The sequence below is a fragment of the Ruminiclostridium cellobioparum subsp. termitidis CT1112 genome, assembly GCF_000350485.1.
Classification (GTDB): Bacteria; Bacillota; Clostridia; order Acetivibrionales; family DSM-1351; genus Ruminiclostridium; species Ruminiclostridium termitidis.
This window is the reverse complement of the sequence record NZ_AORV01000054.1, coordinates 143,881-169,783: the sequence shown is the minus strand read 5'-3', so window position 1 is coordinate 169,783 and position 25,903 is coordinate 143,881. Positions and strand designations below refer to the sequence as shown.

At 40.6% G+C, this 25,903-nt stretch carries 20 protein-coding genes and 1 pseudogene; 17 read left to right on the top strand and 4 right to left on the bottom strand.

Translation table 11 applies throughout. From position 1 onward, the window contains the following. From CTER_RS28910 to comJ, 3 genes and pseudogenes are all read left to right on the top strand, one after another. Window positions 1–2,695: pseudogene (locus CTER_RS28910) on the top strand (hypothetical protein); the annotation flags it as partial. An 86-nt stretch (window positions 2,696–2,781) separates the two neighbouring features. After that, window positions 2,782–3,438, top strand: coding sequence for an SMI1/KNR4 family protein (locus CTER_RS19450; protein WP_004628472.1), 657 nt, complete (start codon window positions 2,782–2,784; stop codon window positions 3,436–3,438). A 59-nt stretch (window positions 3,439–3,497) separates the two neighbouring features. Continuing rightward, entirely contained in the window at window positions 3,498–3,755 is a 258-nt protein-coding gene (gene comJ / locus CTER_RS29300; RefSeq protein WP_117387257.1) for a competence protein ComJ, read from the top strand. A 213-nt stretch (window positions 3,756–3,968) separates the two neighbouring features. Here the strand turns inward: comJ and CTER_RS19445 are convergent, their stop codons facing one another. After that, the gene (locus tag CTER_RS19445) at window positions 3,969–4,193 is read right to left on the bottom strand and encodes an alpha/beta-type small acid-soluble spore protein (RefSeq protein ID WP_004628347.1); all 225 of its coding nucleotides are present in this window, start codon (window positions 4,191–4,193) and stop codon (window positions 3,969–3,971) included. A 301-nt stretch (window positions 4,194–4,494) separates the two neighbouring features. Here CTER_RS19445 and CTER_RS19440 point away from each other — a divergent pair, with 301 nt between their 5' ends. The 4 genes from CTER_RS19440 to CTER_RS19425 all read left to right on the top strand — a co-directional run bounded on the left by CTER_RS19440 (window position 4,495) and on the right by CTER_RS19425 (window position 9,212). Beyond that, complete coding sequence (locus tag CTER_RS19440; protein ID WP_479725117.1) at window positions 4,495–5,850, top strand: glucose-6-phosphate isomerase; 1,356 nt, start codon at window positions 4,495–4,497, stop codon at window positions 5,848–5,850. Window positions 5,851–5,995: 145 nt separating this feature from the next. Continuing rightward, window positions 5,996–6,580: a hypothetical protein gene (locus tag CTER_RS19435; protein ID WP_004628296.1), complete on the top strand. Its 585-nt coding sequence runs from the start codon at window positions 5,996–5,998 to the stop codon at window positions 6,578–6,580. 169 nt (window positions 6,581–6,749) lie between these two features. After that, complete coding sequence (locus CTER_RS19430; RefSeq protein WP_004628367.1) at window positions 6,750–8,024, top strand: bifunctional folylpolyglutamate synthase/dihydrofolate synthase; 1,275 nt, start codon at window positions 6,750–6,752, stop codon at window positions 8,022–8,024. Between the two features lie 33 nt (window positions 8,025–8,057). Beyond that, complete coding sequence (locus CTER_RS19425; RefSeq protein WP_004628305.1) at window positions 8,058–9,212, top strand: tetratricopeptide repeat protein; 1,155 nt, start codon at window positions 8,058–8,060, stop codon at window positions 9,210–9,212. A 125-nt stretch (window positions 9,213–9,337) separates the two neighbouring features. On the opposite strand, the gene CTER_RS19420 is transcribed toward CTER_RS19425, so the two are convergent. Beyond that, window positions 9,338–10,084, bottom strand: a complete 747-nt coding sequence (locus CTER_RS19420) for a flagellar motor protein MotB (protein WP_004628435.1) — start codon at window positions 10,082–10,084, stop codon at window positions 9,338–9,340. A gap of 40 nt (window positions 10,085–10,124) precedes the next feature. Further along, entirely contained in the window at window positions 10,125–10,922 is a 798-nt protein-coding gene (motA, locus tag CTER_RS19415) for a flagellar motor stator protein MotA (RefSeq protein ID WP_004628369.1), read from the bottom strand. 250 nt (window positions 10,923–11,172) lie between these two features. Between motA and CTER_RS19410 the strand changes: the two genes are divergently transcribed. From CTER_RS19410 to CTER_RS19385, 6 genes are all read left to right on the top strand, one after another. Then, entirely contained in the window at window positions 11,173–12,267 is a 1,095-nt protein-coding gene (locus tag CTER_RS19410; protein ID WP_004628494.1) for a patatin-like phospholipase family protein, read from the top strand. A gap of 151 nt (window positions 12,268–12,418) precedes the next feature. After that, on the top strand, window positions 12,419–14,404 hold the full coding sequence (locus CTER_RS19405; RefSeq protein WP_004628423.1) for a methyl-accepting chemotaxis protein: 1,986 nt from the start codon (window positions 12,419–12,421) through the stop codon (window positions 14,402–14,404). A gap of 149 nt (window positions 14,405–14,553) precedes the next feature. Continuing rightward, complete coding sequence (thrC, locus tag CTER_RS19400) at window positions 14,554–16,053, top strand: threonine synthase (protein ID WP_004628325.1); 1,500 nt, start codon at window positions 14,554–14,556, stop codon at window positions 16,051–16,053. A gap of 142 nt (window positions 16,054–16,195) precedes the next feature. After that, entirely contained in the window at window positions 16,196–16,636 is a 441-nt protein-coding gene (locus tag CTER_RS19395) for an ACT domain-containing protein (RefSeq protein WP_004628406.1), read from the top strand. 78 nt (window positions 16,637–16,714) lie between these two features. Continuing rightward, the gene (locus CTER_RS19390; RefSeq protein ID WP_004628262.1) at window positions 16,715–17,965 is read left to right on the top strand and encodes a homoserine dehydrogenase; all 1,251 of its coding nucleotides are present in this window, start codon (window positions 16,715–16,717) and stop codon (window positions 17,963–17,965) included. An 87-nt stretch (window positions 17,966–18,052) separates the two neighbouring features. Further along, window positions 18,053–18,592 carry an ECF transporter S component gene (locus CTER_RS19385; protein ID WP_004628275.1) on the top strand — a complete coding sequence of 180 codons (540 nt, stop codon included), beginning with the start codon at window positions 18,053–18,055 and terminating at the stop codon, window positions 18,590–18,592. Window positions 18,593–18,648: 56 nt separating this feature from the next. Here the strand turns inward: CTER_RS19385 and CTER_RS19380 are convergent, their stop codons facing one another. After that, the gene (locus CTER_RS19380; protein WP_004628299.1) at window positions 18,649–19,887 is read right to left on the bottom strand and encodes a hypothetical protein; all 1,239 of its coding nucleotides are present in this window, start codon (window positions 19,885–19,887) and stop codon (window positions 18,649–18,651) included. A gap of 417 nt (window positions 19,888–20,304) precedes the next feature. On the opposite strand from CTER_RS19380, the gene CTER_RS19375 reads away from it, so the two are divergent. The 4 genes from CTER_RS19375 to CTER_RS19360 all read left to right on the top strand — a co-directional run bounded on the left by CTER_RS19375 (window position 20,305) and on the right by CTER_RS19360 (window position 25,798). Beyond that, the gene (locus tag CTER_RS19375) at window positions 20,305–20,607 is read left to right on the top strand and encodes a YerC/YecD family TrpR-related protein (RefSeq protein WP_004628228.1); all 303 of its coding nucleotides are present in this window, start codon (window positions 20,305–20,307) and stop codon (window positions 20,605–20,607) included. Window positions 20,608–20,625: 18 nt separating this feature from the next. Next, window positions 20,626–21,030, top strand: coding sequence for a hypothetical protein (locus tag CTER_RS19370; protein WP_004628333.1), 405 nt, complete (start codon window positions 20,626–20,628; stop codon window positions 21,028–21,030). Between the two features lie 212 nt (window positions 21,031–21,242). Continuing rightward, complete coding sequence (secA, locus tag CTER_RS19365) at window positions 21,243–23,975, top strand: preprotein translocase subunit SecA (RefSeq protein WP_004628457.1); 2,733 nt, start codon at window positions 21,243–21,245, stop codon at window positions 23,973–23,975. A 194-nt stretch (window positions 23,976–24,169) separates the two neighbouring features. Further along, window positions 24,170–25,798, top strand: a complete 1,629-nt coding sequence (locus CTER_RS19360) for an S-layer homology domain-containing protein (protein ID WP_004628323.1) — start codon at window positions 24,170–24,172, stop codon at window positions 25,796–25,798. The last annotated feature ends 105 nt before the right edge of the window (window positions 25,799–25,903 follow it).

The following is a 25,903-nucleotide window of genomic DNA, read 5'->3' as shown; positions in this document are numbered from 1 at the left end:
TACCCAGCTCAAGGAGCAGGCCAGTGCAAAAGCAGAGGTGGAAGGCTATAGAAAACAGTGGAGGACAGAAGTAAACACAGCAACCTCCGAATATGACAAAGAAGCAAGCACCGAGGCAGACAAAAAGAAAAAAGAAGTAGGACAGATAAAAGAAGAAAAAGAGGGCCAAGTCAAAAAGGCAATGTCCCAGGCAGAAAAGGATGCCGACAAGGAGTGTAAAACAGCAAAAAAGGAAGCCGAAGAAAAGAAAAAGGAAGGCGAAAAAGAGCACAAAAAGAATATACTGGAAAAAGCCTGGGATTGGGCCAAGGACAAAGTAGAAAAAGCGGTGGACATCGTAAAGAAAGCAGTAAGCTTTGTATTTGACAAGCTGCGCCAGGCAGTAAAAATCATATTCGAAAAAGCAAAACAGGCGGCACTGGGACTGATAGAAGCAGGCAGAAAGCTTATAGCAGGCGCAATCAAAGGACTTGGAACCGTACTGAAAGGACTTGTGAAAAAAGTATTTGCCAGATTCCCCGGCATATCCAAAAAAATATGCGGTTTTATAGACAACGCAGTAAACAAGGCCACAAAAATAGTAAATGCAGCCGCAGACAAGCTGAAAAAGGGAGTCACGGCAGCACTGGACTTCATGGCAAAAACAGTGGACGGCATGTTCACCGGGATACAGAAGCTGTACAAGGCAGTAATGTCGGGAATAAAGAAATTCCTGAGCATGGACTTTAAGAAAGTGTTCAGTGTAGTACTCGAAGGTGCCCAGATAGCAGCAGAAATAGCGGCAGCAGTTGCAACAGGCGGAGGGAGTGTAGTAGTACAGATAGTAACCTGGCTCACAACAACACTGCCCCAGCTATTAAAACAGGTAGGCTCGGTATTAAACATTGTCAACACAATCAGAAGCATAAAGTTGTCGGATGTAAAGCAAATACTTAGCATAGCGGGAATAGGAGGCTACCTTGTAAAAGGCCTGTTCGGACAGCTGAGAGGCTTGCCCCAGGAGCCCAAGGAAGAAGAGGAAAAAGAACCGGCAGCAGGCCGTGAAGAAAAAGGACTCATAAAAGTACTGCATGCCTTGACAAAAGTCTTGAACGTTCTAAAAGGAATATATGACAAAATAGCAGGAGGACTGAACAAAATACTGGGGGTCATAAACATAGTGGCAAAGCCCTGGTTTGAAAACTTCAGCGCAATATATGCAGGAATAGTGACAGTAATAGAAAAAGTGGGGAATCCCGCACAAGCCCTCAGCGAAGGAGCAGAAAAACTAAAAGAGGCAGTAGGAAACTTCTTTGGCAGCATAAAAACCAAAGTAAAAGAAATCTCGGGAAGCATCAAGGAAAAAGTAACGCTGCTGGGACAGCCTGCCCAGCTCATAAAAACCATAGCCAACAAGGCAGTGGACATGGTGCTGAACTTCATCATCACACATCCGCCCTCAGCCCTGATAAAAGCTGTATTCAAAGGAATAGAGGCAATAGCCGGCAAATCCATAGTAGAACTGATCAGACAATACATACCCTATGCCGACAAGATACTGGACAAAATAGCAGGCTCAGGTCCGGTACAGGGCATAATGAAACCCCTGGAGGGCCCTGTAAAAACAGTGGGAGGAATGATAGACCAGGTCACGGACCAGACAACAGGAATGGTGGACAGTGCCGAGAAAACAACCTTATCCAGCATGGGCAGCGGAGCCAAACTGATGACAGCCATGGGAATAGGCGGCCAGAGCAAAAACGAAAGCAAAGCAGGCGGCAAGGAAACCGGACAGGCCCAGGGAGGCAGCAAAGCAGAAGGCGGAGGAGACATCTTCGGAACCGTCAGGAGCGGCATACATAACAATCTCATGACACTAGGCCTGATAAACCTTAAGAAGCTTGGAATGCAGATACTGGCAGCCGGAGCAGCCAAAATAACAGGCGCCATAAGGAAAATGCTCACTCCGAAGGTCAAATTCAAGCTGGGCAACGAAACCCATGAACTGTGGGTGGAAAAAGGCGAAAACAGAAATGTGGTTATGATGGCCAGTGATGAAAAAACATTGGAAGATCAAATTCAAGCAGGAAAAATACCAAATAATGGAGAAGTAAATAATGACTTAAAGAAAACACAGGATACAAAGAATGAAAGAAATGCTACTTCTAATGTAGGTGAACTGGCTGATACCGTAGAAACTGTTGCTTCCGGGGATAAGGGTAAAGATGGTTCTAAGGGAAAAAGTAATGATAAAGAGGGTTTGGCTGGAGAAAGTAAAGCTAATGATTTAGCTGAAAGATTGAGGAGTAACCCGTCAACTTATTACTCTTATGATGAACTACATTCCATGATTAAACAGGCGGGTCTTTCTGGTAGTAATGCTGGATTTGAAGCACACCATCTTTTAGCTAAACAATTTGCTGGTAAATTTGGAGTACAACAAGGTGAAATTATTTCTGTAGCATTAACTCCTAAATGGCATAGAGGTTCAGGTGGGGAAAAACTGATTGCTGAAGGAAAGAATATAAATGATGCGATTGAAAAACAATTAAAAACAATCACAGATTCAAGTACACAAAGGGGAGCAGTAAGTAGCGCTACTCCTGAGCAAGTATGGCAGGCACATAGGGTTGTTTATGAAGGAATGGGACAGAATAGCTGGGCTAAAGCGGTTTATGATAAATATATTAGCCCGTTGGGTATTCCATACAAGTAAAAGATTTTATTTGATAGCTAAGAATGTTATTATTTTGAGAAATATTTTTTACGTAATCTATTTGACCTCAGAGGAGGAATGTTTGTATGAAAGATATTAATGAAATAGTGAATACGATTAAATTAAACTTAATTAATGAGGGTATAAGTAAAAATGAAGTTGATACCGCTTTTGGATTTGCACAAAGAGAGGATTTGAAATATATTTCTGAATTATTTGAAACATATGCCAGTTGGTCAAGTTATTATCAAGAATTTGAGTTGAATTATTTAAAAAATGTTACTGTGCCAGAAGTTATAATTAATTTTTACCGGAATTTTGAACCTAAAAGACTGCCTATACTCAATGGGGGAATAAACCTATTGGGGTTAAACGCTATAAAGGAAGAGAATTCTAGTGCTGCACCAGGAATGTATTTAATTAAATATGGAGTTATTACTTTTGCAACAACTATTGGAGGAAATGCAATATGTCTAGATTTGAATGAAACAAGTGGTGGGGAGCCAAGAGTAATTATTTGTGATTATACATTTTGTTCCCATAACGAGGATTTAAGTGGAGTTGAAATAGTCAATGTACCTGATGCAGTTTCGCAAAGGTATGATGCTGATGAACCAATAATGCTTTCTTATGAATTGATAAAGGAATGCCTGCCAGAAGTTTGTAAAACTTTTAGTGGATTTCTTAGAAATATTGCTAATAAAGTATATGATAACATTGAAGAGGAATACTTAAAATATTAGATATTAGTGCTATATTAATATTAGTATGCAAAATGAAGTGTTAATATTCAGATGGTTCTATAAGAACAATAGTTGTTCCTTTTGAGGTTGAAGAATGTGGAGTTGAAATTGCTAGTATAACAGATGCAATTATAGTTGATATTCCTTCTGGAATATACGAACTAGTATTTAACATAATACCAAATGGTAAGGATAAGTTAGATGTCTATGAATTTGTATTTGTACAAAATGACTGTCCTAAATCGAGAATAATATTAGCAGATGAATTAATAAATCCACCAGAAATACTGTTAATGCAAGCAGAACCTGCTGTTTAAAGGATTAATAAAAGTACTGCATACCCTGACAGAGGTCTTAAACGTCCTCAAAGAGGTATATGGCAAAATACATATGTAGCGGCAAGTTGAATAAGCTTTGCGGTAGAAGGGCTGCGTTATTACGCAGCCCTTCTACCGCAGGTAGGGAGTGATATAACTAATTCACCCCGTTTGATTTCTGGAATGAGAACATTAATAGCAGATACTGCTTATTTATTTTTTAACGCTGTTTTCGTAAAATTCAACCATTTTTTTGGTCATTTGTCCGCCGATAGGACCGCCTTCCGAGCCATTTTGCTTAGCTGTAAGATCACCTTTATAATGGTCGTTGTTTTCTTTTGTGAATTGAGTTCTGCCTATTTCTGCAGCACATTCCATCTTGAATTTGTTTAATGCATCTCTGCTATCTGGAACAAGTGGTGTCTTTGGTCTTGACATAATAATTCTCCTTTTTTGGTCAATATTAATTAAGGAAGTTATTCAGGAACAAATATTAAAGTCGGTTAAAAAATGTTCCTGATAATATTCTGCAACAAAAAAGGATTTTGACACCTTGTAAATATTTCGATAATTGGGTCAAAATGATAAAAGATTGATAAAGCACTTTTAAAAATGTATAAAAATTGGAATAAAACTTTTAATTAGAAAATTCATTTGGTATACTAGAAAAGATAAAAATTTTCCAATGCAGAAACGGCAATAATGAAAAAATTATGGATTTGTAATACGGGAGGGCAATTTGATGGAAAAAATAACTTTTGACAGCTCAAAAGCTTCAAGTTTTTTGAGTGAATATGAAATCAATTATTTTGAAGGTTTTGTAAAACAGGCTCATGAGATGCTACACAGTAAAACCGGCCCCGGCAATGACTTTTTAGGCTGGGTAGACCTGCCTCTGAATTATGACAGGGAGGAGTTCGCCAGAATAAAGCAGTCGGCTGAGAAAATCAAAGCGGATTCAGATGTACTTATAGTTATAGGTATAGGTGGATCATACCTTGGTGCAAGAGCAGCAATCGAAATGCTTTCGCATTCCTTCTACAATATGCTGCCAAAGAGCAGGCGCAAAACTCCTGAAATATATTTTGTGGGAAACAATATCAGTTCGACTTACGTGACAGATTTATTGGAGCTCATTGAAGGCAAGGAAGTGTCGGTAAATGTCATATCCAAATCAGGCACCACCACCGAACCGGCAGTCGCGTTCAGAATTTTCAGGGAATACATGGAGAATAAATATGGCAGGCAGGAAGCCCGGAAGAGAATATATGCCACAACCGACAAGGCCAGGGGAGCTTTGAAGAAGCTGGCCGACGAAGAAGGTTATGAATCCTTTGTTATTCCGGACGATGTTGGCGGAAGATTTTCAGTTTTGACGGCTGTAGGTCTTTTACCAATTGCAGTATGCGGAGCCGACATTGACAAAATCATGCAGGGTGCTGCCGATGCCTGCAAGCTATACAGCAATGTGGATTTCAGGAACAACGACTGCTATAGATATGCAGCAGCAAGAAATGCTCTTTACAATAAAAACAAGACTACGGAAATTATGGTTAACTACGAACCGTCACTTCACTTTTTTACAGAATGGTGGAAACAGCTTTATGGGGAAAGTGAAGGAAAGGACCAAAAGGGAATTTTCCCCGCAGGTGTTGATTTTACGACAGATCTGCACTCAATGGGCCAGTATATACAGGATGGCCTCAGAAATCTGTTTGAGACGGTAATACATGTGGGAAAAGCAAAGAAAAGCATTACAATCAAAGAGGACAAGGACAATATTGACGGTTTGAATTTCCTTGCAGGCAAGGAAATGGACTTCGTGAACAACAAGGCCTTTGAAGGAACCCTACTGGCCCATACCGACGGAGGTGTACCGAATTTCGTTATTAATGTACCTGAGCTAAATGAATACTATTTCGGAAACCTGGTATATTTCTTTGAAAAAGCGTGCGGTATAAGCGGATATCTGCTGGCAGTCAACCCATTTGACCAACCGGGTGTGGAAGCTTATAAGAAAAACATGTTCGCACTTCTGGGAAAACCGGGATATGAAGAGCAGAAAAAGCAGCTTGAAGCCAGATTGGGCAAATAATAAACATCTTATTACAGCAGTTAAAGGCGGCTCACAAGAAAAAAATTATTCTTATGGGCGGCCTTTTTTGTTCACAAATAAGTACAGTAAGTATATAATGTAATCAATTGTAACAGCATAAATGGTGGGAAAAGGAGCAGACCGTATGGATAAGCAGATAAAGCTGAAGCTGTCAAATATAACAAATAAAAATAATTCCGATGTATCAAGCTTCTCACTGATCTATTCAGGAAAAAAGCTGGATAAGTCGGAGGTAAGTTATCAAATCATCTCAGCGCTGAAGGCAGAGACATTTTTGTTTCTGGAGCTGAACAGCACCCTGCTCAATATGGGGACAAATGATAAAATGGTGCTGGCGTCGAAATTCAGAGAAGAACTTCAGAATTTCGGCATACAGTTCATAAGCAAAAAGATTACGGATAATGAAAAACGAAGGGTATTGTCCATCGCTCTTGAAGGCAGAAAAGTGGACGGTTATGAAATATATGCACTGATTCCCAATGAAATATGGTGCGATCCCGAATTTAAAAAAGTAATACCTGAAGTTGGTATCAGGTATTACTTACCTTTTGAAAATTCAGAGAGTAATCTGTCTGCTTTTGTGGATCTTGACGAGGAAGAAAAATTAAAAATTTCCAAAATGGTTATTTTTGATCATGCTTTGCTGGCCAGTATGGGAATAACTACAACACATCTTGCAAAAACTGATATAGACCAATTGCTAAAATAAATCAGGGTTTAGAAACCTGCTGGAAATATTTATCTGTAAATTAATTAAAGAGTCTTAATTGCGTTTACATTTTTGTAATTGACTGTATTGGAAAAAACTGATATTGTTTATTTGTACGTCAGAGATGCAGCTGTGATTGATCTTTTACAATTGGAGGAATCGGAATACCATGAACTACGAAGAAGCGATGCAATACATACATGGTACCCTGAAATTTGGAAGTAAACTGGGATTGGAAAGAATTACAGAGCTGATGGAGCTGTTGGGAAATCCCCAGAAAAAATTAAAGTTTGTGCACGTTACAGGTACAAACGGCAAGGGCTCAACTACGGCGTTTATCAGCAATATTCTAATAGATTCAGGTTATAAAACAGGTATATTTACATCACCATATATACAAAGGTTTACAGAAAGAATAAAAATAGATAATATTGAAATTGAGCCTGACGAATTGGCTGATATTATAGAGTTGGTCAAATCTAAAATCGAAATTATGCTGAAAATGGGACTGGAGCATCCTACTGAATTTGAAATTATTACAGCTGCAGCTTTGGAATATTTTTACCAAAAAAATTGCGATATTGTAGTCCTGGAAGTCGGCCTGGGAGGGCGGTATGACTCCACCAACATTATTGATTCTCCCGAAGTATCGGTAATTACTACAATCAGTCTGGATCATACAGACAAGCTGGGCGACACTCTGGAAGAAATAGCATATATAAAGGCCGGCATAATCAAGCAGGACAGTGATGCCGTCGTATATCCCCAACCGGATAAAATAATGAAAATTTTCAGGGATGAGTGTAACAAACAGAATTCATTTTTTCACGATGTATGTTTTGAAAGTTTGAAATTAAAGGAATTTGGCCTTGAAGGGCAACTATTTGACTACAAGGATTATAAAAATCTTCATATCAGGCTCCTTGGGGATCATCAGCTTTGTAATGCAGCAGTGGCAATTGATGCCTGTGAAGTTTTAATAAATAAAGGTTATAAAATTGCAAATACTAACATCGGTAACGGTATTGCCAAAACTGCATGGCCCGGCAGACTCGAAATTATAAATACTCAGCCTCTGGTGCTCATAGACGGTGCACATAATCTGGAAGGCGGGCAGGCATTAAATGCTGCACTTGAAAGATACTTCAGTGACAGGGAAAAGGTATTTATAGTCGGATTTCTGAGGGACAAGGATTACCAGCACATAATGGAGCTTCTGGCAGGAAAGGCCAGGCTCATTATTACCGTAACTCCCGACAATCCAAGAGCAGTACCGTCCGGCGAACTGGCAGAAAAACTTGATAGATATTCCAGGAACGTTAAGGATGGAATTACTTTAGAGAATGGCTTGAAACTGGCCCTGGAAAATATGGATTCCAACAGCATGATATGTGCTTTTGGATCGCTGTACATGATAGGGCGGATCAGAGAAATTTTTAAATAAAAGTATTTATATACTTGAAGGGAGCCGATTTTCATGGATCTGAATCAGGAGATCAGAAGTTTCACACCTATAGACATTGATAAATTATCTCAAGACAACCAGGTATCCGAGAAAATAATTGATTCTGTTAGAGCTTATAACAAGGCGATTGAATATCTCAGGACGGGCAGTGAAGATATTGCAATGATCGAACTGAAACGGGTCATTGCGGTAAACCCTGATTTCTATGAGGCAGTCAATCTCCTGGGACTGTGCTATGCATATACAAATCAGATGGATAAGGCTCAGGAATTGTTCGGCAAGGTTGTCAAGGGAGAAAATAATGTTTTAAAGGCGGCCGATTATCTTAATTATATCACAGACGGGGACGGCGGCTCTTCAAGAAAGAGTTCAAAAGCAGCCAGGAGCAGTGCCATGAGAATAAAAGCCCCCGAAGCTGCTAACGGCGATGCTGCAAAAAAAGAAAGAACTGTGAGAAAAAAGCAGGAGACCTATAAAGAGGAAGAGGTCCGGGCCGAGTATATCCTTTTTAAAAAAATCGGAGATCTGCTTAAAAGACCTCAGATCGCATTGGCTTTCAATTTATTCGGGATTGTATGCCTGGCAGCGGCTTTGGTATTCTTTGTACTCACCATGAAGAATCTGGAGAAAGAAAAAACAGATAATGAGCCCAGTGCCAACACAGTGGTCAATGAAAACCTGGATAAGACGCTGGAAGAAAACAAAAAGCTGCAGGGACAGCTTGATGCGGCCAATCTTGAATTAAAAAGCTATAAGCTCACAGATCAAATAAACGAGATATCCACCCTGTATAAGCAGGAAAAAACTGCCGAGGCAGTGGATAAATTGGGCAAAATCCCTGTGACCGAACTCAATGACGATCAGAAGAAGAAATATGATTCGGTAAAAAAAGATGTATATCAAAAAGAGGCATCATCATTATATACTCAGGGTAATACCCTGTTTAACAGCAAGAAATATGCCGAGGCAATAGAAAAGCTTGAAAAGGTATTCATTCTGGGGGACAATTGGAGTTTTGGAGACAAAGCGCTCTATGTACTGGGTAAGAGTTATGTGGAGACGGGAGACAATCAAAAAGGGGCTGAAGCTTACCAGAAGCTTATCGAACAGTATCCCAAATCTTCATACGTAAAATATGCCAAGAGCAGACTCAGCTCTATTCAATAGACAGTTATTAAGTTTACGTAAAAAAATGTGCCTGAAATTTGTCGGTTCATCACAGGAGTTTCACCTACAAATTCAGGCATGTACTTTTAATAGGGCTTTTCATTTTTGAAATTATTTTCTTTTGTCTATTTTGAGATGGTCACTTTTTCGCTGTTACTTTCATTCAAGGGGTATTTGCGGATTAGGATTATTTCGACTCTCCGGTTTTTTGCCTTCCCTTCATCAGTTGAATTATCGTACTTTGGTGAATACTGCCCATAACCCTCAAAAGAGAATCTGGCAGGCTCCAAACCTCCGTTGTCAATAAAGAAGTTCATGACATTAATTGCCCTCATAGCACTTAAGTCCCAGTTGGAACGGAATTGTGAAGTTCTTATGGGAACATTGTCGGTGTGCCCAACCACTTTTATATCATTATCCAGGTCTTCAAGCATTTCGGAAATATGCAGCAGCATTGGATGTACATCGGTCAGCACCTCAGCTTTCCCTGAATTAAAAAGTACCACATCCTGGATAGATATACCCAGACCCTTTTCACCTAAAGTAACACTTATTTTGTCTGAATAGCCGCTTGATTTTATTTCTTTTTCAATATCCTGTTTTATTTCAACCATTTTATCTTCTTCCTGCTCATTCAGGGTTGGCAGGTTATCCATTGGAATAAGAGAAGTTCCGTTTTTTTCGAGAACACCCGATCCTCCGGAGAAAATGATATTAAATTGCTGGCTGACCTTTTCCATCTTTTCAACATCCAGCTTACTCATGGCAAACATTACTATAAATAGAGCAAGCAGCAGAGTAAGCATATCTGCATAAGGAATCAGCCAGGTTTCATCAATGTGCTCCTCATGATGCACTTTTTTCTTGGACATATATTAGCCTCCATTAGCCGAATGCACGCTCAAATAAATTTTATTCCGCCTTTGAGGGAGTCTCGGTACTCTGTTCAAGTTTGGCCCTCTCTTTTGGTTCCAGCATTCCTGACAGTTTAAGAATAATGCTTTTTGGATTTTCGCCTGCCTGTATGGACAATACACCTTCAAGGATAATTCTCATGATATTTATTTCCTCGTGTGATTTTCTTTTTAACCTGGAAGAGAAGGGATGACATATGACATAACCGAAGAATATGCCGTAAAGTGTGGCAACAAAGGCGGCAGCTATCATATGGCCGAGTTTTTCAGTATCATTCAGGTTTCCCAGCGCTCCTATCAAACCGATAACGGCACCCAGAACTCCAAGCGTGGGTGCTGCACCGCCGGCAGTTGAAAAAATACTTGCCCCTGCTCTGTGTCTTTCCTCCATACTGTCAATTTCATTGTTCAGGACTTCTGTAATGTACTCCTGCTCTATTCCGTCGATTACCATGCCAAGTCCTTTTCTCATGAATTTATTATCTATGTTCTGTAAAACCGATTCCAGGGACAGAAGACCATCCTTTCTTGCAGTTTGGGAAAGGTCTGCGATTTTTTCAATTATTTCGGCAGAGTTTTCTTTTTTCCTTTCCCTGAATAAAACAGAAGCAATTTTGGGGATTTTCAGAAATTCCTTTTTAGGAAAGGAATTCATAACCGCGGCTGTTGTTCCTATTAAAATAATTATGGCGGCAGCCGGGTTTAACAGAACAGAAACATCAGCACCTTTCACAATCATTCCCACAACAACAGCCAGGAATCCTACAACGACACCAATCAGTAAGAATATATCCATTTAGCACCTCTAATTTGTATGTATTTTAGTAATAATTTGATAACTGCTTAAAGACATGATTGTTAAGCAGCAGGTCATAAAAACACGATTACATAAAATTCTACCATGAGCTGTAAGTTTTGCAAACCTTTTTTCAGAATTAAATTAAAAATTAACTTTGTGAAGTTTACGGGGTTGTTCAATATACTAAATATTTCAAAGCGATAATATATATACAATAGAAAGATTTATGTTTTTGGGGAATTTCAAAATGAATATTATTAATCCATTAAATCTGGTACTCAGCGGCGGAGGCATAAAGGGAATAGCTTTTGTTGGAGCATACGAAGAGCTTGAAAGAAGATACAGAAAATTTGGAAATATAGCGGGCGTTTCAGCGGGGGCCTTGATTGGAGCCCTGATCGGTGCAGGATATACCTCCAGGGAGTTGATACGGATTCTCAAGGAATTTGATTTCAGCATATTGAAAATAAGGAGCGGTGAATACTTAAATACTACTATCAGCGGGAGAATAAAGAAGCTTCTGGAGGAAAGGAATACTCTCAATGACAGTGATATAGAAGCTTTGCTGTATATGCAGGATTATCCTGAGCTGCAGCATATCAAAAGAAATAAAGAGGATTTTAAAGGGATAAGAGGCAATTTCCTGAGCAATTTGATCGCCTTCAGTCAGGAAAATGCTTTTCTGGACGGTGATTTGCTTGAAAAGTGGGTTGCCCAGCTTTTGGCCAATAAAGGGATATATACCTTCAGCGACTTCAGGGGAGGCATTGCCGACAAGGTCAACCCCAGAGGCTACAAGGTAAGAATGACCGCTGTTGATGCCAACATAGGGAAGGTGTTGGTGCTCCCGGATGATATAGCCCTGTATAATATCGATCCCGATAAGTTTGAGGTGGCAAAGGCCGTAAGAATGAGTACTTCAGTTCCGTTTGTTTTCAGGCCCTGCGTGCTTATGAAAAAATCCGGCAACTTTATGAAACAGCATTTTATTATTGATGGAGGTGTTCTTGACAATTTCCCCGTGTGGCTCATCGACAGCGCGCAGTCAAATATTATCGGGCTCAAGCTGGAGGGTAAGGAACCCAAGGAATTGCAGAATGCCGAGAACATGTTAAAAAAACTGCTGTCGGCTTCACATGATACGGGAGTTCCGAAAAATTCCTACAACATTGATAACATAGCGCACATTAATACCGGCAGTATTTCCTTTCTGGATTTTGATATCAGCCCTGAAAATATGCAATTCCTGTATGAACAGGGGAAAATCGCCGTACAAAAGCTTCTTATAAATATGTACAAAAAAAATAGAGGGGCTGGAGGTGAAATTTGTAATTTAAAGTAACTGAAAAATAAGGAAAAGAAGGCCTAATTTTGGTGTTAAGTTGACATTGACATTAAATTTACAAGATAGTATATTTAGGAAAAAAACACTTATATTTGTTGCTATTTTGTCAAAGGAGATAAAATATTGACGGAATAATGGAGGGTGTCGGATGAAGCTTAAATTCAAACTTGTGCTTTTATTTATTGTAGTAGCACTTATTTCACTTATTCCTGTGGCATTGTTGGGTTATTCCTTTATCAGTAATCAGGCCGGCAAAAATATTGATTCAAAACTTTCAGTTACTGCTGTTGGAGTTGTAGACAAGTTAAACGGGTGGATCAGTGAGAATGCAAAGGTGGTTGAAACCATCGGTTTGGTGATTAATAACGCCGAAACCAAGGAAAATATTACAGTAGAACATTTACTTGCTCTTAAAGCAAAAACCAATTCAAAAAATATTTCAGATATATATGTGGGTTTTGAGGACGGCTCATTTATTGATGGTTCAGGTTGGACCCCGGACAAGGATTATGATCCCAGAACACGTGCCTGGTATACAGGAGTGAAAGCATCACCCGACGGGCTGCACTTTTCCGAACCTTATCTGGATAAGGTGACAAATAAATATGCGGTTTCAATTTCATATCCGTTATTGGATAAGTCCGGAAAATTTTACGGTGTAATTGCTGAAGATATACTGCTGGAAACAATTACCGGCATGGTAACCGGCCTGGATGTGGATGGTATAGGTAAAGGCTTTCTGGTTGACGCCTCGGGGGTGGTACTGGCACATCATGACAAAGAAATCGTAAACACGAATTTTAAGGATAATGCACAATATAAAAATCTTGCAGCAGAAGTAATGTCCAAGGAAGCAGGACATATAGACTATAAATACAATGGAACAAACAAAATAATAGAGTACAAAAAAATACCCAGCACCAATTGGGTTTTTGCCCTGGAAGTTGAAGCTGACAAGGCTTATAGCGACATTTTTGCATTGAGAAACAATTTTATATTCATTTCTCTGCTGACTATTCTGGTAGTAATTTTAATTGCACTGTTGGTTGTACTGGCAATACTGAAACCCATCAATGCCTTTAAGAAAGCATTGGAGAACGCCGGCAGGAACAGGGACCTCACCGTAAAGTTCATGCCGAAAACCAGGGATGAGATAGCAGAGATGGCCCAGGCCTTTAACACTTTTACCGACAGTATACGCAATTCCTTCCACTCTGTGGTGGATGTGGCCAAAACAGTTGACAGCGATGTAACCGGGATTGTTGACAAAATGGAAAGTCTGAATGCAAGTGTGGAGGATGTGTCGGCAACCACTGAGGAACTTGCTGCCGGTATGGAAGAAACAGCCGCCTCCTCGGAAGAGATGACGGCATCAACAGCCGAAATTGAAAATGCGGTAGGCGAAATAGCCTCAAAGGCACAGGAGGGCGCCAAGTCCGCTGCTGAAATAAACAACAGAGCGGAAGAACTAAAGGCAACCGCCCGCCAGTCACAGCAGGCAGCCCATGAAATACAGGCTTCGGTTGATGAAAAGCTGAGAATTGCCATTGAAAAGTCAAATGCAGTAGCTGAAATCAGTTCTTTGGCGGATGAGATACTTCAAATCACATCACAAACAAATCTTCTTGCGCTGAATGCGGCTATTGAAGCAGCCCGTGCAGGTGAAGCCGGAAAGGGCTTTGCAGTGGTTGCCGATGAAATAAGAAAATTGGCTGACGATTCCAAAGACACTGTTGTCAGAATACAGGGAGTTACAAAAACAGTAATTGAGGCGGTTGAAAACCTGAAGTTAAGTTCGGGTGAAGTTCTGGAATTTATAGAAGGCCGTGTGGTCCAGGATTACGAGAAAATGGTAGCCACCGGCGAACAATACAGCAAAGATGCTGCAATGATCAATGAACTTGTAAACGACTTCAGCGCTACCTCGGAAGAGCTGCTGGCTTCGGTTCAGGATGTCAGCAAGGCCATAGGAGAGGTCACCAGAGCTGCCGGCGAGGGAGCCGAAGGGACTACAAACATAGCCCAGAAGACTTCAGAAATAGTGGAAATGACCGAATTGGTCACCAGGCTCGCAGGAAATTCGCAAACCGGTGCTGAAAAGCTTCATTATCTGATATCACAGTTTAAGCTGTAATAATCAGCACTGTTCATTGGTTATGCATTTGCATTTTTGGAGCATTTATTATATTATAAGGGGTAATGAAACAGGAAAGATCACTAATTACTCTTAGAAAATAGAAAGTTTGAACCAGGCATCATGGGTTCACCTTGCAGGAGGTAAAAATGTTATATAGAAGCACCAGAGGGAATTGTTCTAATGTTAGCTCGGCTGAAGCCATAAAGAGGGGGCTCGCAGCTGATGGAGGCCTATTTGTTCCGGAAAAGATCATTCATTTTGATAAGGACCAAATACTGAAAATGAGTGAAATGACATATCAGGAAAGAGCTCTCAATATTCTGGAAGGTTATCTGGATGATTATACACTTGGTGAGTTGACCGATTGTGTAAATCAGGCATATACCGCTCAGAAATTTGAAACAGAGGCTATAGCACCTCTGCATAAGCTTTATGATTCAGTTAGTGTTTTGGAGCTTTGGCATGGACCTACAAGTGCTTTTAAAGACATGGCCCTGCAAATCCTTCCCCATTTCCTTGTGAAGGCTTTGAAAAAGACAGGTGAAAAGGAAGAAATAGTTATATTGGTCGCAACCTCGGGAGATACCGGTAAAGCTGCTCTCGAAGGGTTTAAGGATGTCGAGGGTACAAAAATCATCGTATTTTTCCCCAGTGAGGGTGTCAGCCAGGTGCAAAGGATGCAGATGGTTACCCAGGAGGGGAGCAATGTCTGTTCAATAGCGGTAGAGGGTAATTTTGATGATGCGCAAAACGGAGTAAAACGGATATTTGGTGATGAAGCTGTAGCTGCTCTTTTGCATGAAAACGGCTATAAGTTCTCATCCGCAAATTCCATCAACTGGGGAAGACTGGTTCCTCAGATAGTTTATTATTTTTCGGCATATGCCGATATGATCAGGAATAAGGAAATAGAGACAGGGGAAAAAATAAATTTTGTTGTTCCCACAGGCAATTTTGGAAATATCCTTGCAGCCTATTATGCAATGCAGATGGGACTTCCTGTGAACAAGCTGATATGTGCCTCCAATGATAACAATGTTCTTACTGATTTTATAAATTCAGGCGTTTATGACAGGAACAGAGAGTTTAAGAAAACCCTGTCGCCATCCATGGACATACTTATTTCCAGTAACCTTGAGAGGCTGTTGTACCTGGTTACAGACGGGAATTCGGAAGCGGTTTCGGGTTGGATGGGCAAATTGAAAAATGAGGGTTTTTATTCTGTTGACCAGGAAACCAAAAAGAAGATACAAAGTGTATTCTGGGCGGGTTTCTCAAACGATTCGGATACATTAAAAACCATTGAGAGTGTCTATGCCGAAACCGGATATGTTCTGGATACACATACGGCTGTTGCCGTTGATGTGTATGACAAGTATGTCATATCCACAAGTGATGTCACCAAAGCGGTAATTGTATCCACTGCAAGTCCTTTCAAGTTTAATGAAAGTGTGGTGAAAGCCATAGCCGGTGAGGAGGCAGTTGCAGGTAAAACAGAATTTGAACTGCTCTCGGTACTTTCTGAGAAATCGGGACTTGCAATTCCGTCTCCGTTAAAGGAACTCGACAGGAAGCCGGTGCTTCACAAGGAAATCTGCCGGCCCATGGATATGGCCGAAAAGGTTAAACGGACACTTGGCATATAAATTAAATAGTATTTTGGTTATCGGGGAGTGTTAATCTTAAATAAGGATTAATGCTCCTTTTTGTGTTGCATTAATAAAAAAAATATGCTAATATTACACGTAGGAAACACAATTGTACGCATCAGGTGGACAGGAGGGCTTAATGAAACAGGAAGCGGTATTTTTTTTAGTTGATTCTGTGATCTTGCCGGAGGTTTTTGCCAAGGTCATTGAAGTTAAGAAAATTCTCAGCACAGGCAGGATTAAGACCGTAAATGATGCTGTAAAGGAAGTCGGAATCAGCAGGAGTGCTTTCTACAAATACAAGGATTATGTTTTTCCTTTTTATGAGACATCCAGAGGAAAGGTTATAACTCTTTTCTTTGTAGTAGAGGATTTTTCCGGAATACTTTCAAGTATTATAAATAAAATCGCTGTCGCTAATGCAAATATTTTGACTATAAACCAGAATATTCCCATCAATGGTCTTGCCGATGTCACCATATCCATCGAGACCTTTGAAATGAAAGAGGATATCCAGAATATGATGGGTGAGATAAGCAAGATAGAGGGTGTAAGGAGATGCGAAATATTGGCCAGGTAGCGGCAGGACAGAGGCTACCTCGTTGACAAATAGAATCAGCTTTGTTGATTATTCATATTTGGAGATTTGGAGGTTTAAATGGTAAACGTTGCGATTTTAGGTTATGGAGTTGTCGGTTCGGGAGTTGCAGAGGTAATTAGAAAAAACAGTGAAAGTATAGCACAGAGGGCAGGAACGGAAATCAGGGTTAAATGGATTCTTGATATAAGAGATTTTCCCGACAGTCCGGATAAGGATGTGCTGACAAAAAACGCAGATGATGTATTTAATGATAAGGATGTATCCATTGTTGTTGAGACAATAGGAGGAGCTACCATAGCCGCACAATTTACAAAAAGGGCTCTTGAAGCGGGAAAAAGCGTTGTAACCTCAAACAAGGAACTGGTTGCTTCTCAAGGACCCGAGCTTTTACAGCTGGCCCGGGAAAAAGGTGTGAGCTATTTGTTTGAGGCCAGTGTCGGAGGAGGAATACCTATAATCCGTCCGCTCAACCAATGTCTTGCCGCCAATGAGATAAATGGAATTACCGGTATTTTGAATGGAACTACAAATTATATATTCACTCAGATGAGGAAGGAAGGAAAGAGTTTTGAAGCAGCCTTGAAGGAGGCGCAGCAAAACGGTTATGCCGAGCAGAATCCTACCGCCGATGTAGAGGGGCACGATGCATGCAGAAAACTGGCAATACTCTCATCAATAGCATATAATGAATTTGTTGACTACTCAAATATTTATACCGAAGGGATTACAAAGATCACTACAGCCGATATGAAATATGCCGAGGCTATGAACGGTGTAATCAAGTTGATAGCAGTGAGCAGAAGGCTCGGAGACAAAATATTTGCAAGGGTGAGTCCTGCAATTATATCAAAGGAGCATCCTCTGTCAAATGTGGAGGATGTATTCAATGCCATTGTAGTTAAAGGCGATGCCATAGGTGACGCGATGTTTTACGGGAGAGGAGCAGGAAAGCTTCCAACTGCAAGTGCCGTTGTTGCCGATGTTATCGACATAGCCAAGCACCCGGATTTTGGAACCAAAAGCGTATGGGTCAGAACTAATGAAAATAATGTTATTGCCATAGAAGAAAGTCCTGCAAAGTTTCTTGTAAGAGTGGCTACCGAAAAGACTGCGGATGCCAAAGGCGATATTAAAGCCGTATTCGGAGAAGCGGAATACATTGATCTGGGTTCAAAAGTGCAGGGAGTTGAAGTCGCTTTTATCACTCCTGTTTTAACAGAGAGGGAAATAAAAGAAAAGCTGACGGTGTTAAAGGAAAAGAATTCTGTATTAGGTATTGCCAACAGTATCAGGGTAGAGGAAGAGTAGCCGCGATGGTATGATGATTTGCTGCAGTACTGACAGCAGGAATACAGGATATTCATAGATATTATATAGAATAGAGGTTTCACGTAAATGAAGATTTCCACAAGAAAGATAGTTTTAACAGCTATGATGATTGCACTGGTATTCATTATTACCTATCTTCCTTTTTTGCATATACCCAGCCCTGTACCGCCGGGATACTTCAATATCGGTGATGCCGCCATTATGGTAGCAGCAATATTGCTGGGAAGGAAGGCAGGGCTTGCTGCGGGTGCAATAGGAGCGGCTTTGGCCGATCTGGCATATGGGGCATTTATATTCGTACCAATTACCTTTATTGTCAAGGGTATAGAAGGCTATGTTGTGGGAGCCATTGCACATAAAAAGGCCGATCAGGGACCTGATTATATCAGGAGGATTGTAGCAGTGGCAGCCGGTGCCATTATAATTGTTGCAGGTTATTTTATATTGGAGTTGACCTTCTATAGAATGATAGACAATTCATTGGCTGTGGCGGCAATTATATCGGAAGTTCCGGGAAATCTTGTTCAGGGCGGTGTCAGTGCGGTAATAGCTTATATATTTATAGCAATTTTGGATAAGACAAACGTTATGAAAAAATTGAATTAAAGAGGATTATATCAGAGTGTTTGAGAATGTAAAAAATTTTTACATTCTCCTAAATATCAATTCTTCAAAACATCGGTATCAATTTCACATGCATCTGAGGTAACCAACCTCACGGCATATTCTTTAGAACCAGCAAGATTCTTTTTGTCAATTCCGATGATCTGCATTCCTATTCTGGCAGGAGTACCTTCCAATAAAATGCTGTTTTCATAAATACCGGCACTTTTCACCATGAAATTTTTGACAACCACAGCGGTCTGATCCTTTGCAACACCTGAGAACTTATCAAAAAAGCCCAACTCTCCCAGCAAATCGCCTGCAATCTCCTTATCCTGCGGAAGTACATATACTCTCTTCATATTTAAATACATTTTGCGTGGAATATAGCACCAATCCCTGTCATAGTGAGTTTTCCACTGGGGATGGTAAACAGGGCTGACATATTTTTTATTATTATAAAGCAGAGAGAATTTAACTGCTTTTGAATTATGTATGGCCTCTTCAAGATCAGGACTTGTATTGAGCGTATCCGCGGTCTGGTAAGTGCCGTTGGGCTGAAAGTATATTGGTTTTTTGGAATCGGATACAAAATAGGCAAGCTCTTTCTTAAGAATTACATTCTGCTGGCCTATTTCAAGGGAGGAAAGATCGGTTTCGTTGTACGAGCTTTCGGTATAGGATTCCTGTACCGGCCCAAAGTCTTCAATTCTGTTGGACTCCTTTGAAAACGGTATGTCCTGGTAATCTATTTCATAGCCCAATGGTGTGCACAAGTGAACGGTTATATTACCGTTTTCATTTATTAATGCGGATACATCCTCAATTTTTATTGAAATTATTTGTACGCCTTTTTTGGAAGGGGTACCGGATATGGCTATCTGATTTCCCAACTGGGAAACGTTATCAACGACAAAATTATAAATTAAAAAATTGAAATAATTTTGGTTGTCTATGGTAATGTTCGGATAAAAGCCCAATTGTCCCTCAATGTCGAAGACTTTGCCGGCACCTCCCGAATAGGTAAAAAGACTGTGTCTTGCCGAAATCACTTTCCGGGGGAGGTACAGCCATCCCTGATAAAAGGATTGCTTCCATAGATTTGTGTATATGGGCCTGAGGTATTCTTCGTCGGAAAATACAAAAAGGTAGGACAGATTTTTTCCTCTGGCAATAATCTCGGCAGGAGTTTGTTCTATTTTTTTGCCTGCGGGTTTATTTACAGTGACGGCCCTGTTACCATCCTCATACAGAGTTTTATTATCAGCGGGTAAAATGCTTGATAAAATATCCTTCAACTGCTGGTTTTCATTTTCAGGAGAAACGGTTTTGCTAATGAGTGAGACATCTGCATTAACCGCTTTGGGAAAATTCAGCTGTGCTATAAAAAAAAGCAGATAATATTATAAACAGCAGGGCTGCCAGACATATTAATAATTTCTGCCTGTTTGTAATGATGACCAAACCATTCATTATGACCTCCATTTCACTGCCATACAGTGATTATATATTGATAAAAATGCACGTAAACAAATAGTTTATGTTATATTTGTATTCAAAACGGGAATAGGATAGACTTAAGATTTACATTGTGGAAAATGTTACACCAGAGATCGTCAACCTTGACTGATTTATAAAAAGCTGTTATTGTATACTCTAGAGATAGATAATATTAGATAAATAATATATTGTTAACCGTTAGGAGTTTGTCATATATGAATTCCAAGTTAAGAGATGAACATACGGATAGTTTGTTCGATGCTATACTTCTTTTGAATAATAGGGAAGAATGTTATAATTTCTTTGAGGATCTCTGTACCATTGCAGAGATCAAAGCATTGGCCCAAAGACTTGAGGTCGCCAAAATGCTGCGTGACAAGAAAACATATACCGATATATGTGACGAGACGGGCGCAAGTACTGCAACCATCAGCAGGGTTAACAGATGCCTTGTTTATGGTGCGGATGGGTACAACCTTGTCCTTGACAGACTGCAGGAGAAGGATAAAGACAAATAAGAAAGACAGGTAAGGTAGATGCTAAAAAAATTATTTCTCAGCATAATAATTTTGTCTGCTTTGGCTTCCGAAGGCGGGGCTTATTTTTCTGCGGACATATTGGACTACTACCTTGTTAATTTTACCCGGCTTGATATAATACAGGATACACAAATTGTCAAACAAACTGCCAGTGTTGAGAATTCCTCAAAAACAAAAGGCACTCCGGCAGCTTTTTATAAGATTATATCTCAAAATGCATTTGATGTAAAAAATCCCGTCAGGCACAATTATCCGGATTTTACTGCTATAGTCCCTATAGCGGCCGGCCTGATTTTTATTACTGTTTTCTATAAAATTTTCACCATAAAAAAATTTTCATATGCGGGACGTTTCCTGCTCAATATCTCAGATTCCTCACCGCCGGCACTTTGCCGGAACTAATCAACTTGTCCATCCAATAGCAGAATTTTTATGTTTTTGACTTCATGGGGTAGTTATCCCTGTTGAATTGAAGTCAAAATTTTCTATTTAATAAAAATATACCCAAAAATTAAGAAATTTAACTTAATTATTTAGCTGAATTTAATTAAAATTTAAATAATATAAAAGGTCCAATGGGGCCGTCAGAGCCATAGCGGCTTGAGGAGGTAAAAATGAAGAAATTTATTGAAAGATTAATAGGCTCATACAGCGATAGAGAATTAAAAAGAATTTATCCCATAGTTGATACAATAGAGTCTCTGGAACCTGAAATACAAAAACTCACAGACACCCAGCTGAAGGCTAAAACAGCCGAATTTAAAGAGAGGCTTGCAAATGGGGAAACGCTTGATGATATACTTCCGGAAGCGTTTGCTGTGGTCCGTGAGGCATCTGTAAGAGTTCTTGGAATGAGACATTTTAAAGTCCAGTTGATTGGCGGTATTGTACTTCACCAGGGAAGAATATCCGAAATGAAAACAGGTGAAGGAAAAACGCTGGTGGCAACCTTGCCTGTGTACCTTAATGCATTGGCAGGAAAAGGTGTACATGTTGTTACGGTAAATGATTACCTGGCAAGGCGTGACAGCGAGCAGATGGGTAAGATTTATACCTTCCTGGGACTTACAGTAGGGCTTATCGTACATGATCTTGAAAATGATGAGAGACGGGCGGCATATGGCTGCGATATTACGTACGGTACCAATAATGAACTGGGTTTTGATTATTTGAGAGACAACATGGTGATCTACAAGGAGGATATGGTTCAAAGAGAACTGAGCTATGCCATTGTGGATGAAGTTGACTCCATCCTCATTGATGAAGCCAGGACTCCTCTTATTATTTCAGGTATGGGAGATAAATCCACCGACCTTTATAAAAAAGCCAACTCCTTTGCATTGAAGCTCAAAGTTAAAGTAATCAAGCAGATGGATGACAAGGTTGACAGTGATGAAGTATTTGACGAAGATTATATAGTTGATGAAAAGGCACATACCGCAGTACTTACGGCAAATGGTATCAGAAAAGCCGAACAGTACTTTGGGCTTGAAAACCTCTCTGATCCTGAGAATATGACAATATCCCATCATGTCAACCAGGCAATCAGAGCCCATGGTCTTATGAAAAATGAAAAGGACTATGTTGTGAAGGACGGCGAAGTAATAATAGTTGATGAGTTTACCGGCCGTATGATGTACGGAAGACGGTACAGCGACGGACTCCATCAGGCCATTGAAGCCAAAGAGGGAGTTAAGGTTGAGAGAGAAAGCAAGACACTTGCTACAATAACCTTCCAGAACTACTTCAGAATGTACAGTAAACTTGCCGGTATGACAGGTACTGCCCTTACTGAGGAAAATGAATTCAACACAATTTACAAGCTGGACGTTATAGTTATCCCTACAAATAAGGACATGATACGTAAGGATAATCCGGACGTGGTATATAAAAATGAGGCGGGCAAGTTTAATGCCGTAATAGAAGATATTGCAGACTGTCATAAAAGAGGTCAGCCTGCGCTTATAGGTACAATTTCCATTGAGAAGTCCGAATTCCTCAGCGCAATGCTGAAGAGAAAGGGTATAGTCCACCAGGTTCTGAATGCCAAGTACCATGAAAAAGAAGCCGAGATCATTGCTCAGGCCGGTAAATTTGGAGCTGTTACAATTGCTACCAATATGGCCGGTAGAGGAACCGACATAGTTCTGGGAGGTAATTCGGAATACATGGGCAAGCAGGAAATGAGAAAGCTGGGCTATTCGGATGAACTGATAAGTGCTTCTACAAGCTTTAACGATACCGATGATGAGCTTATTCTCGAGGCAAGAAGCCGCTTTAAAGAAATGAATGACAAGTACAGGCAGATAACCAATGATGAAAGAGAAAAGGTTATTGAAGCCGGCGGTCTTCATATAATAGGTACTGAAAGACACGAATCGAGACGTATTGACAATCAGCTGAGAGGCCGTTCGGGACGTCAGGGTGACCCCGGATCCTCAAGATTTTATATATCTCTTGAAGATGACCTAATGAGACTGTTCGGTTCGGAAAGACTTACAAACATAGTAAACGCACTTGGTCTTGAGGATGATCAGCCAATAGAGCATAAAATGCTTTCAAATGCCATAGAAAATGCCCAGAAGAAGGTCGAAGGCAGGAACTTTGACGTTCGTAAGAGAGTTCTTCAGTATGACGATGTTATGAACAAGCAGAGAGAAGTGATCTATGCACAGAGAAAGACCGTTCTTAACGGAGATAATCTCAGGGATTACTTTATAAAAATGTTTGAAAGTCTTGTTGACGGCGTGATCTCTACCTATTGCGCCGAGAACCAGTATTCTGATATGTGGGATTGGGATTCCATGATAGGTTACCTTGAAAGTATATTCCTGCCGCAGGGTGCGTTACAGGTTACCGAAGAAGACCGGGCTACCTTCGATAAGGAAGATTTGAAGGAAAAGCTCATGGAAATTGTCAACAAGATTTATGAGTTCAAGGAAAATGACATCGGAGTTGATCTCATGAGAGAACTTGAAAGAGTTGTTCTTCTCAAGGTGGTCGATGAAAAATGGATGGATCACATTGATGCCATGGATCAGCTCAAACATGGCATAGGACTGAGAGCATACGGACAGCGGGATCCTGTAATAGAATATAAATTTGAAGGCTTCCAGATGTTTGAGGAAATGATCAAGAGTATCCAGGAAGACTCAATCAAACTGCTGGTAAGATCCAGAATAGACAGAGAACATGCTCCGCAGCGTGAAAAGGTTGCAGAACCTGTAGCCGCGAGCCATGGAGATGATGAACCAAAGAAGCCTGTTACAAATAATAGCAGAGTTGGAAGAAACGATCCCTGTCCATGCGGCAGCGGAAAGAAATACAAGCTCTGCTGCGGAAAATAAGAGCACACATTAAATATCAGATAAATATCAAATATCCAAAGAAATACCGCAAGAGCCCGGGAAGAGATGAAACTTGTCCAACCGGGCCTGCGGTATTTTTTGCATTATTGAAATCCATTTCGTTTTTATTGTGAATATCAAAACCCGGTATGTAAACAATAAATAAATGAAATAAATCAGGGAGGAACCCAATAATGCACTTAAAGAAATGCCCTATTTTTATTATTGTCTTTGCGGTATTATTTCAGATTAATGCCGGTGCTTATGAAAGTTTGAGCTATTTATACGGAGGGAACACCACAACCTATATCAACAGCGTAAATGTAACCGGAGCAAATCTGACGACAGTCTGCCCTGATTATTTTGAGATAAACGGTAACGGTACTCTGAAAACTACAATAAAAGCTGATCCTCTTTTTGTGTACAGCATTCATGCCAAAGGGATCAAGGTAATACCCTATTTGAGCAACAACTGGGACCGGACTCTGGGTCGCGCCGCAGTTGCAAACAGGTCCGCCTTTGCAGCTGAGTTGGCTGCAAAGGTGTCGGAAGTGGAATGCGACGGCGTGAATATCGATATTCAAAATCTTACAGAGGCCGACCGGGATGCTTTCACCGATTTTATCAGGCTGCTGAGAGCTGCTCTTCCCAAATCCAAAGTCCTGTATGTCTGCACAGCTGCAAATCCGTGGGGGTTAACAACAGGCTGGCAGGGGTCCTATGATTATAAGGCTTTGGGTTCAAACAGTGACATGTTATTTATAATGGCGTATGATGAACACTACAGCGGCGGCACACCGGGAGCTGTTGCAAGTTTGTCCTTTTCAGAGCAATCCGTAAAGTATGCCCTGAAATATGTTCCGCCAGCAAAAGTCATGCTTGGCATTCCTTTTTACGGAAGATACTGGAAGCAGGGCGCTGCCGCCGGCGGCTACGGGATTACCATATCAGACGTTGAAAGGCTTGTATCGGCATATAAGGCTGTGACCTGGTATGACAGCAGCGCTCAGTGCGCCAGAGCCACGCTGGTATTGTCCGATACCGATAATGCGGTCATATGGGGAAGCAGCCGGCTTTCAGCCGGTACTTATGATATTTGGTATGAAAATGACACTTCTATTGAGAAAAAGCTTTCACTGGTATCCAAGTACGGTCTTGCAGGTGCCGGAAGCTGGGCTTTGGGCCAGGAACCCCAGCGCATCTGGAAAAATTACGGTTTGTGGCTGTTGGGCAAACCCTTTATAGATATAGAAAACCACTGGGCGCAGAGTTATATTCTCAATTTGACTCAGAAGGGAATCATATCCGGTTTCCCCGATAAGCGTTTTCTTCCCAATGGAAATCTCACAAGGGCACAGGCTGCGGCATTATTTGTAAATTTCCTGGGGCTGCGGAACGAACCCGGTTCAGGCACATTTTCCGATACGGCGGGCCACTGGGCTGAAAAACAGATTTCAATCACAAAACAGTACGGCATATTTGCAGGATATGGCGGGAATTTATTCTACCCAAATAAAAACATCACCAGGGAAGAGTTTGCTGTTATTTGTGATAAGGTTTTATACAGCCCCGACACAGTAAATTTTTCTCAGAAGATTTACAGCGACGTAAGTCCTGAAACCAATCCCTGGTCAAACAAATCAATAATTTTGCTTTCCATGAACAACATTTTATCAGGCTATCCGGATGGTACCTTCAAACCCGGAAATACAATTACAAGGGCCGAGGCCGTGAGGGTCATATCAGCCATGCTGGATTACCCGGGCGGGTTTTCGGTAGCACCCGGTAAATTCAAAAGCCCCATACCCATCGAACCGCATTAGGAATCTAAAAGCTGATTGACAATGATTATCAATTAGATTAAGATAGTATGGAGAAAATTGAGAATGATTATCAAGCGGCAAAGGAGTTCCCTAGTGGAAATCCTG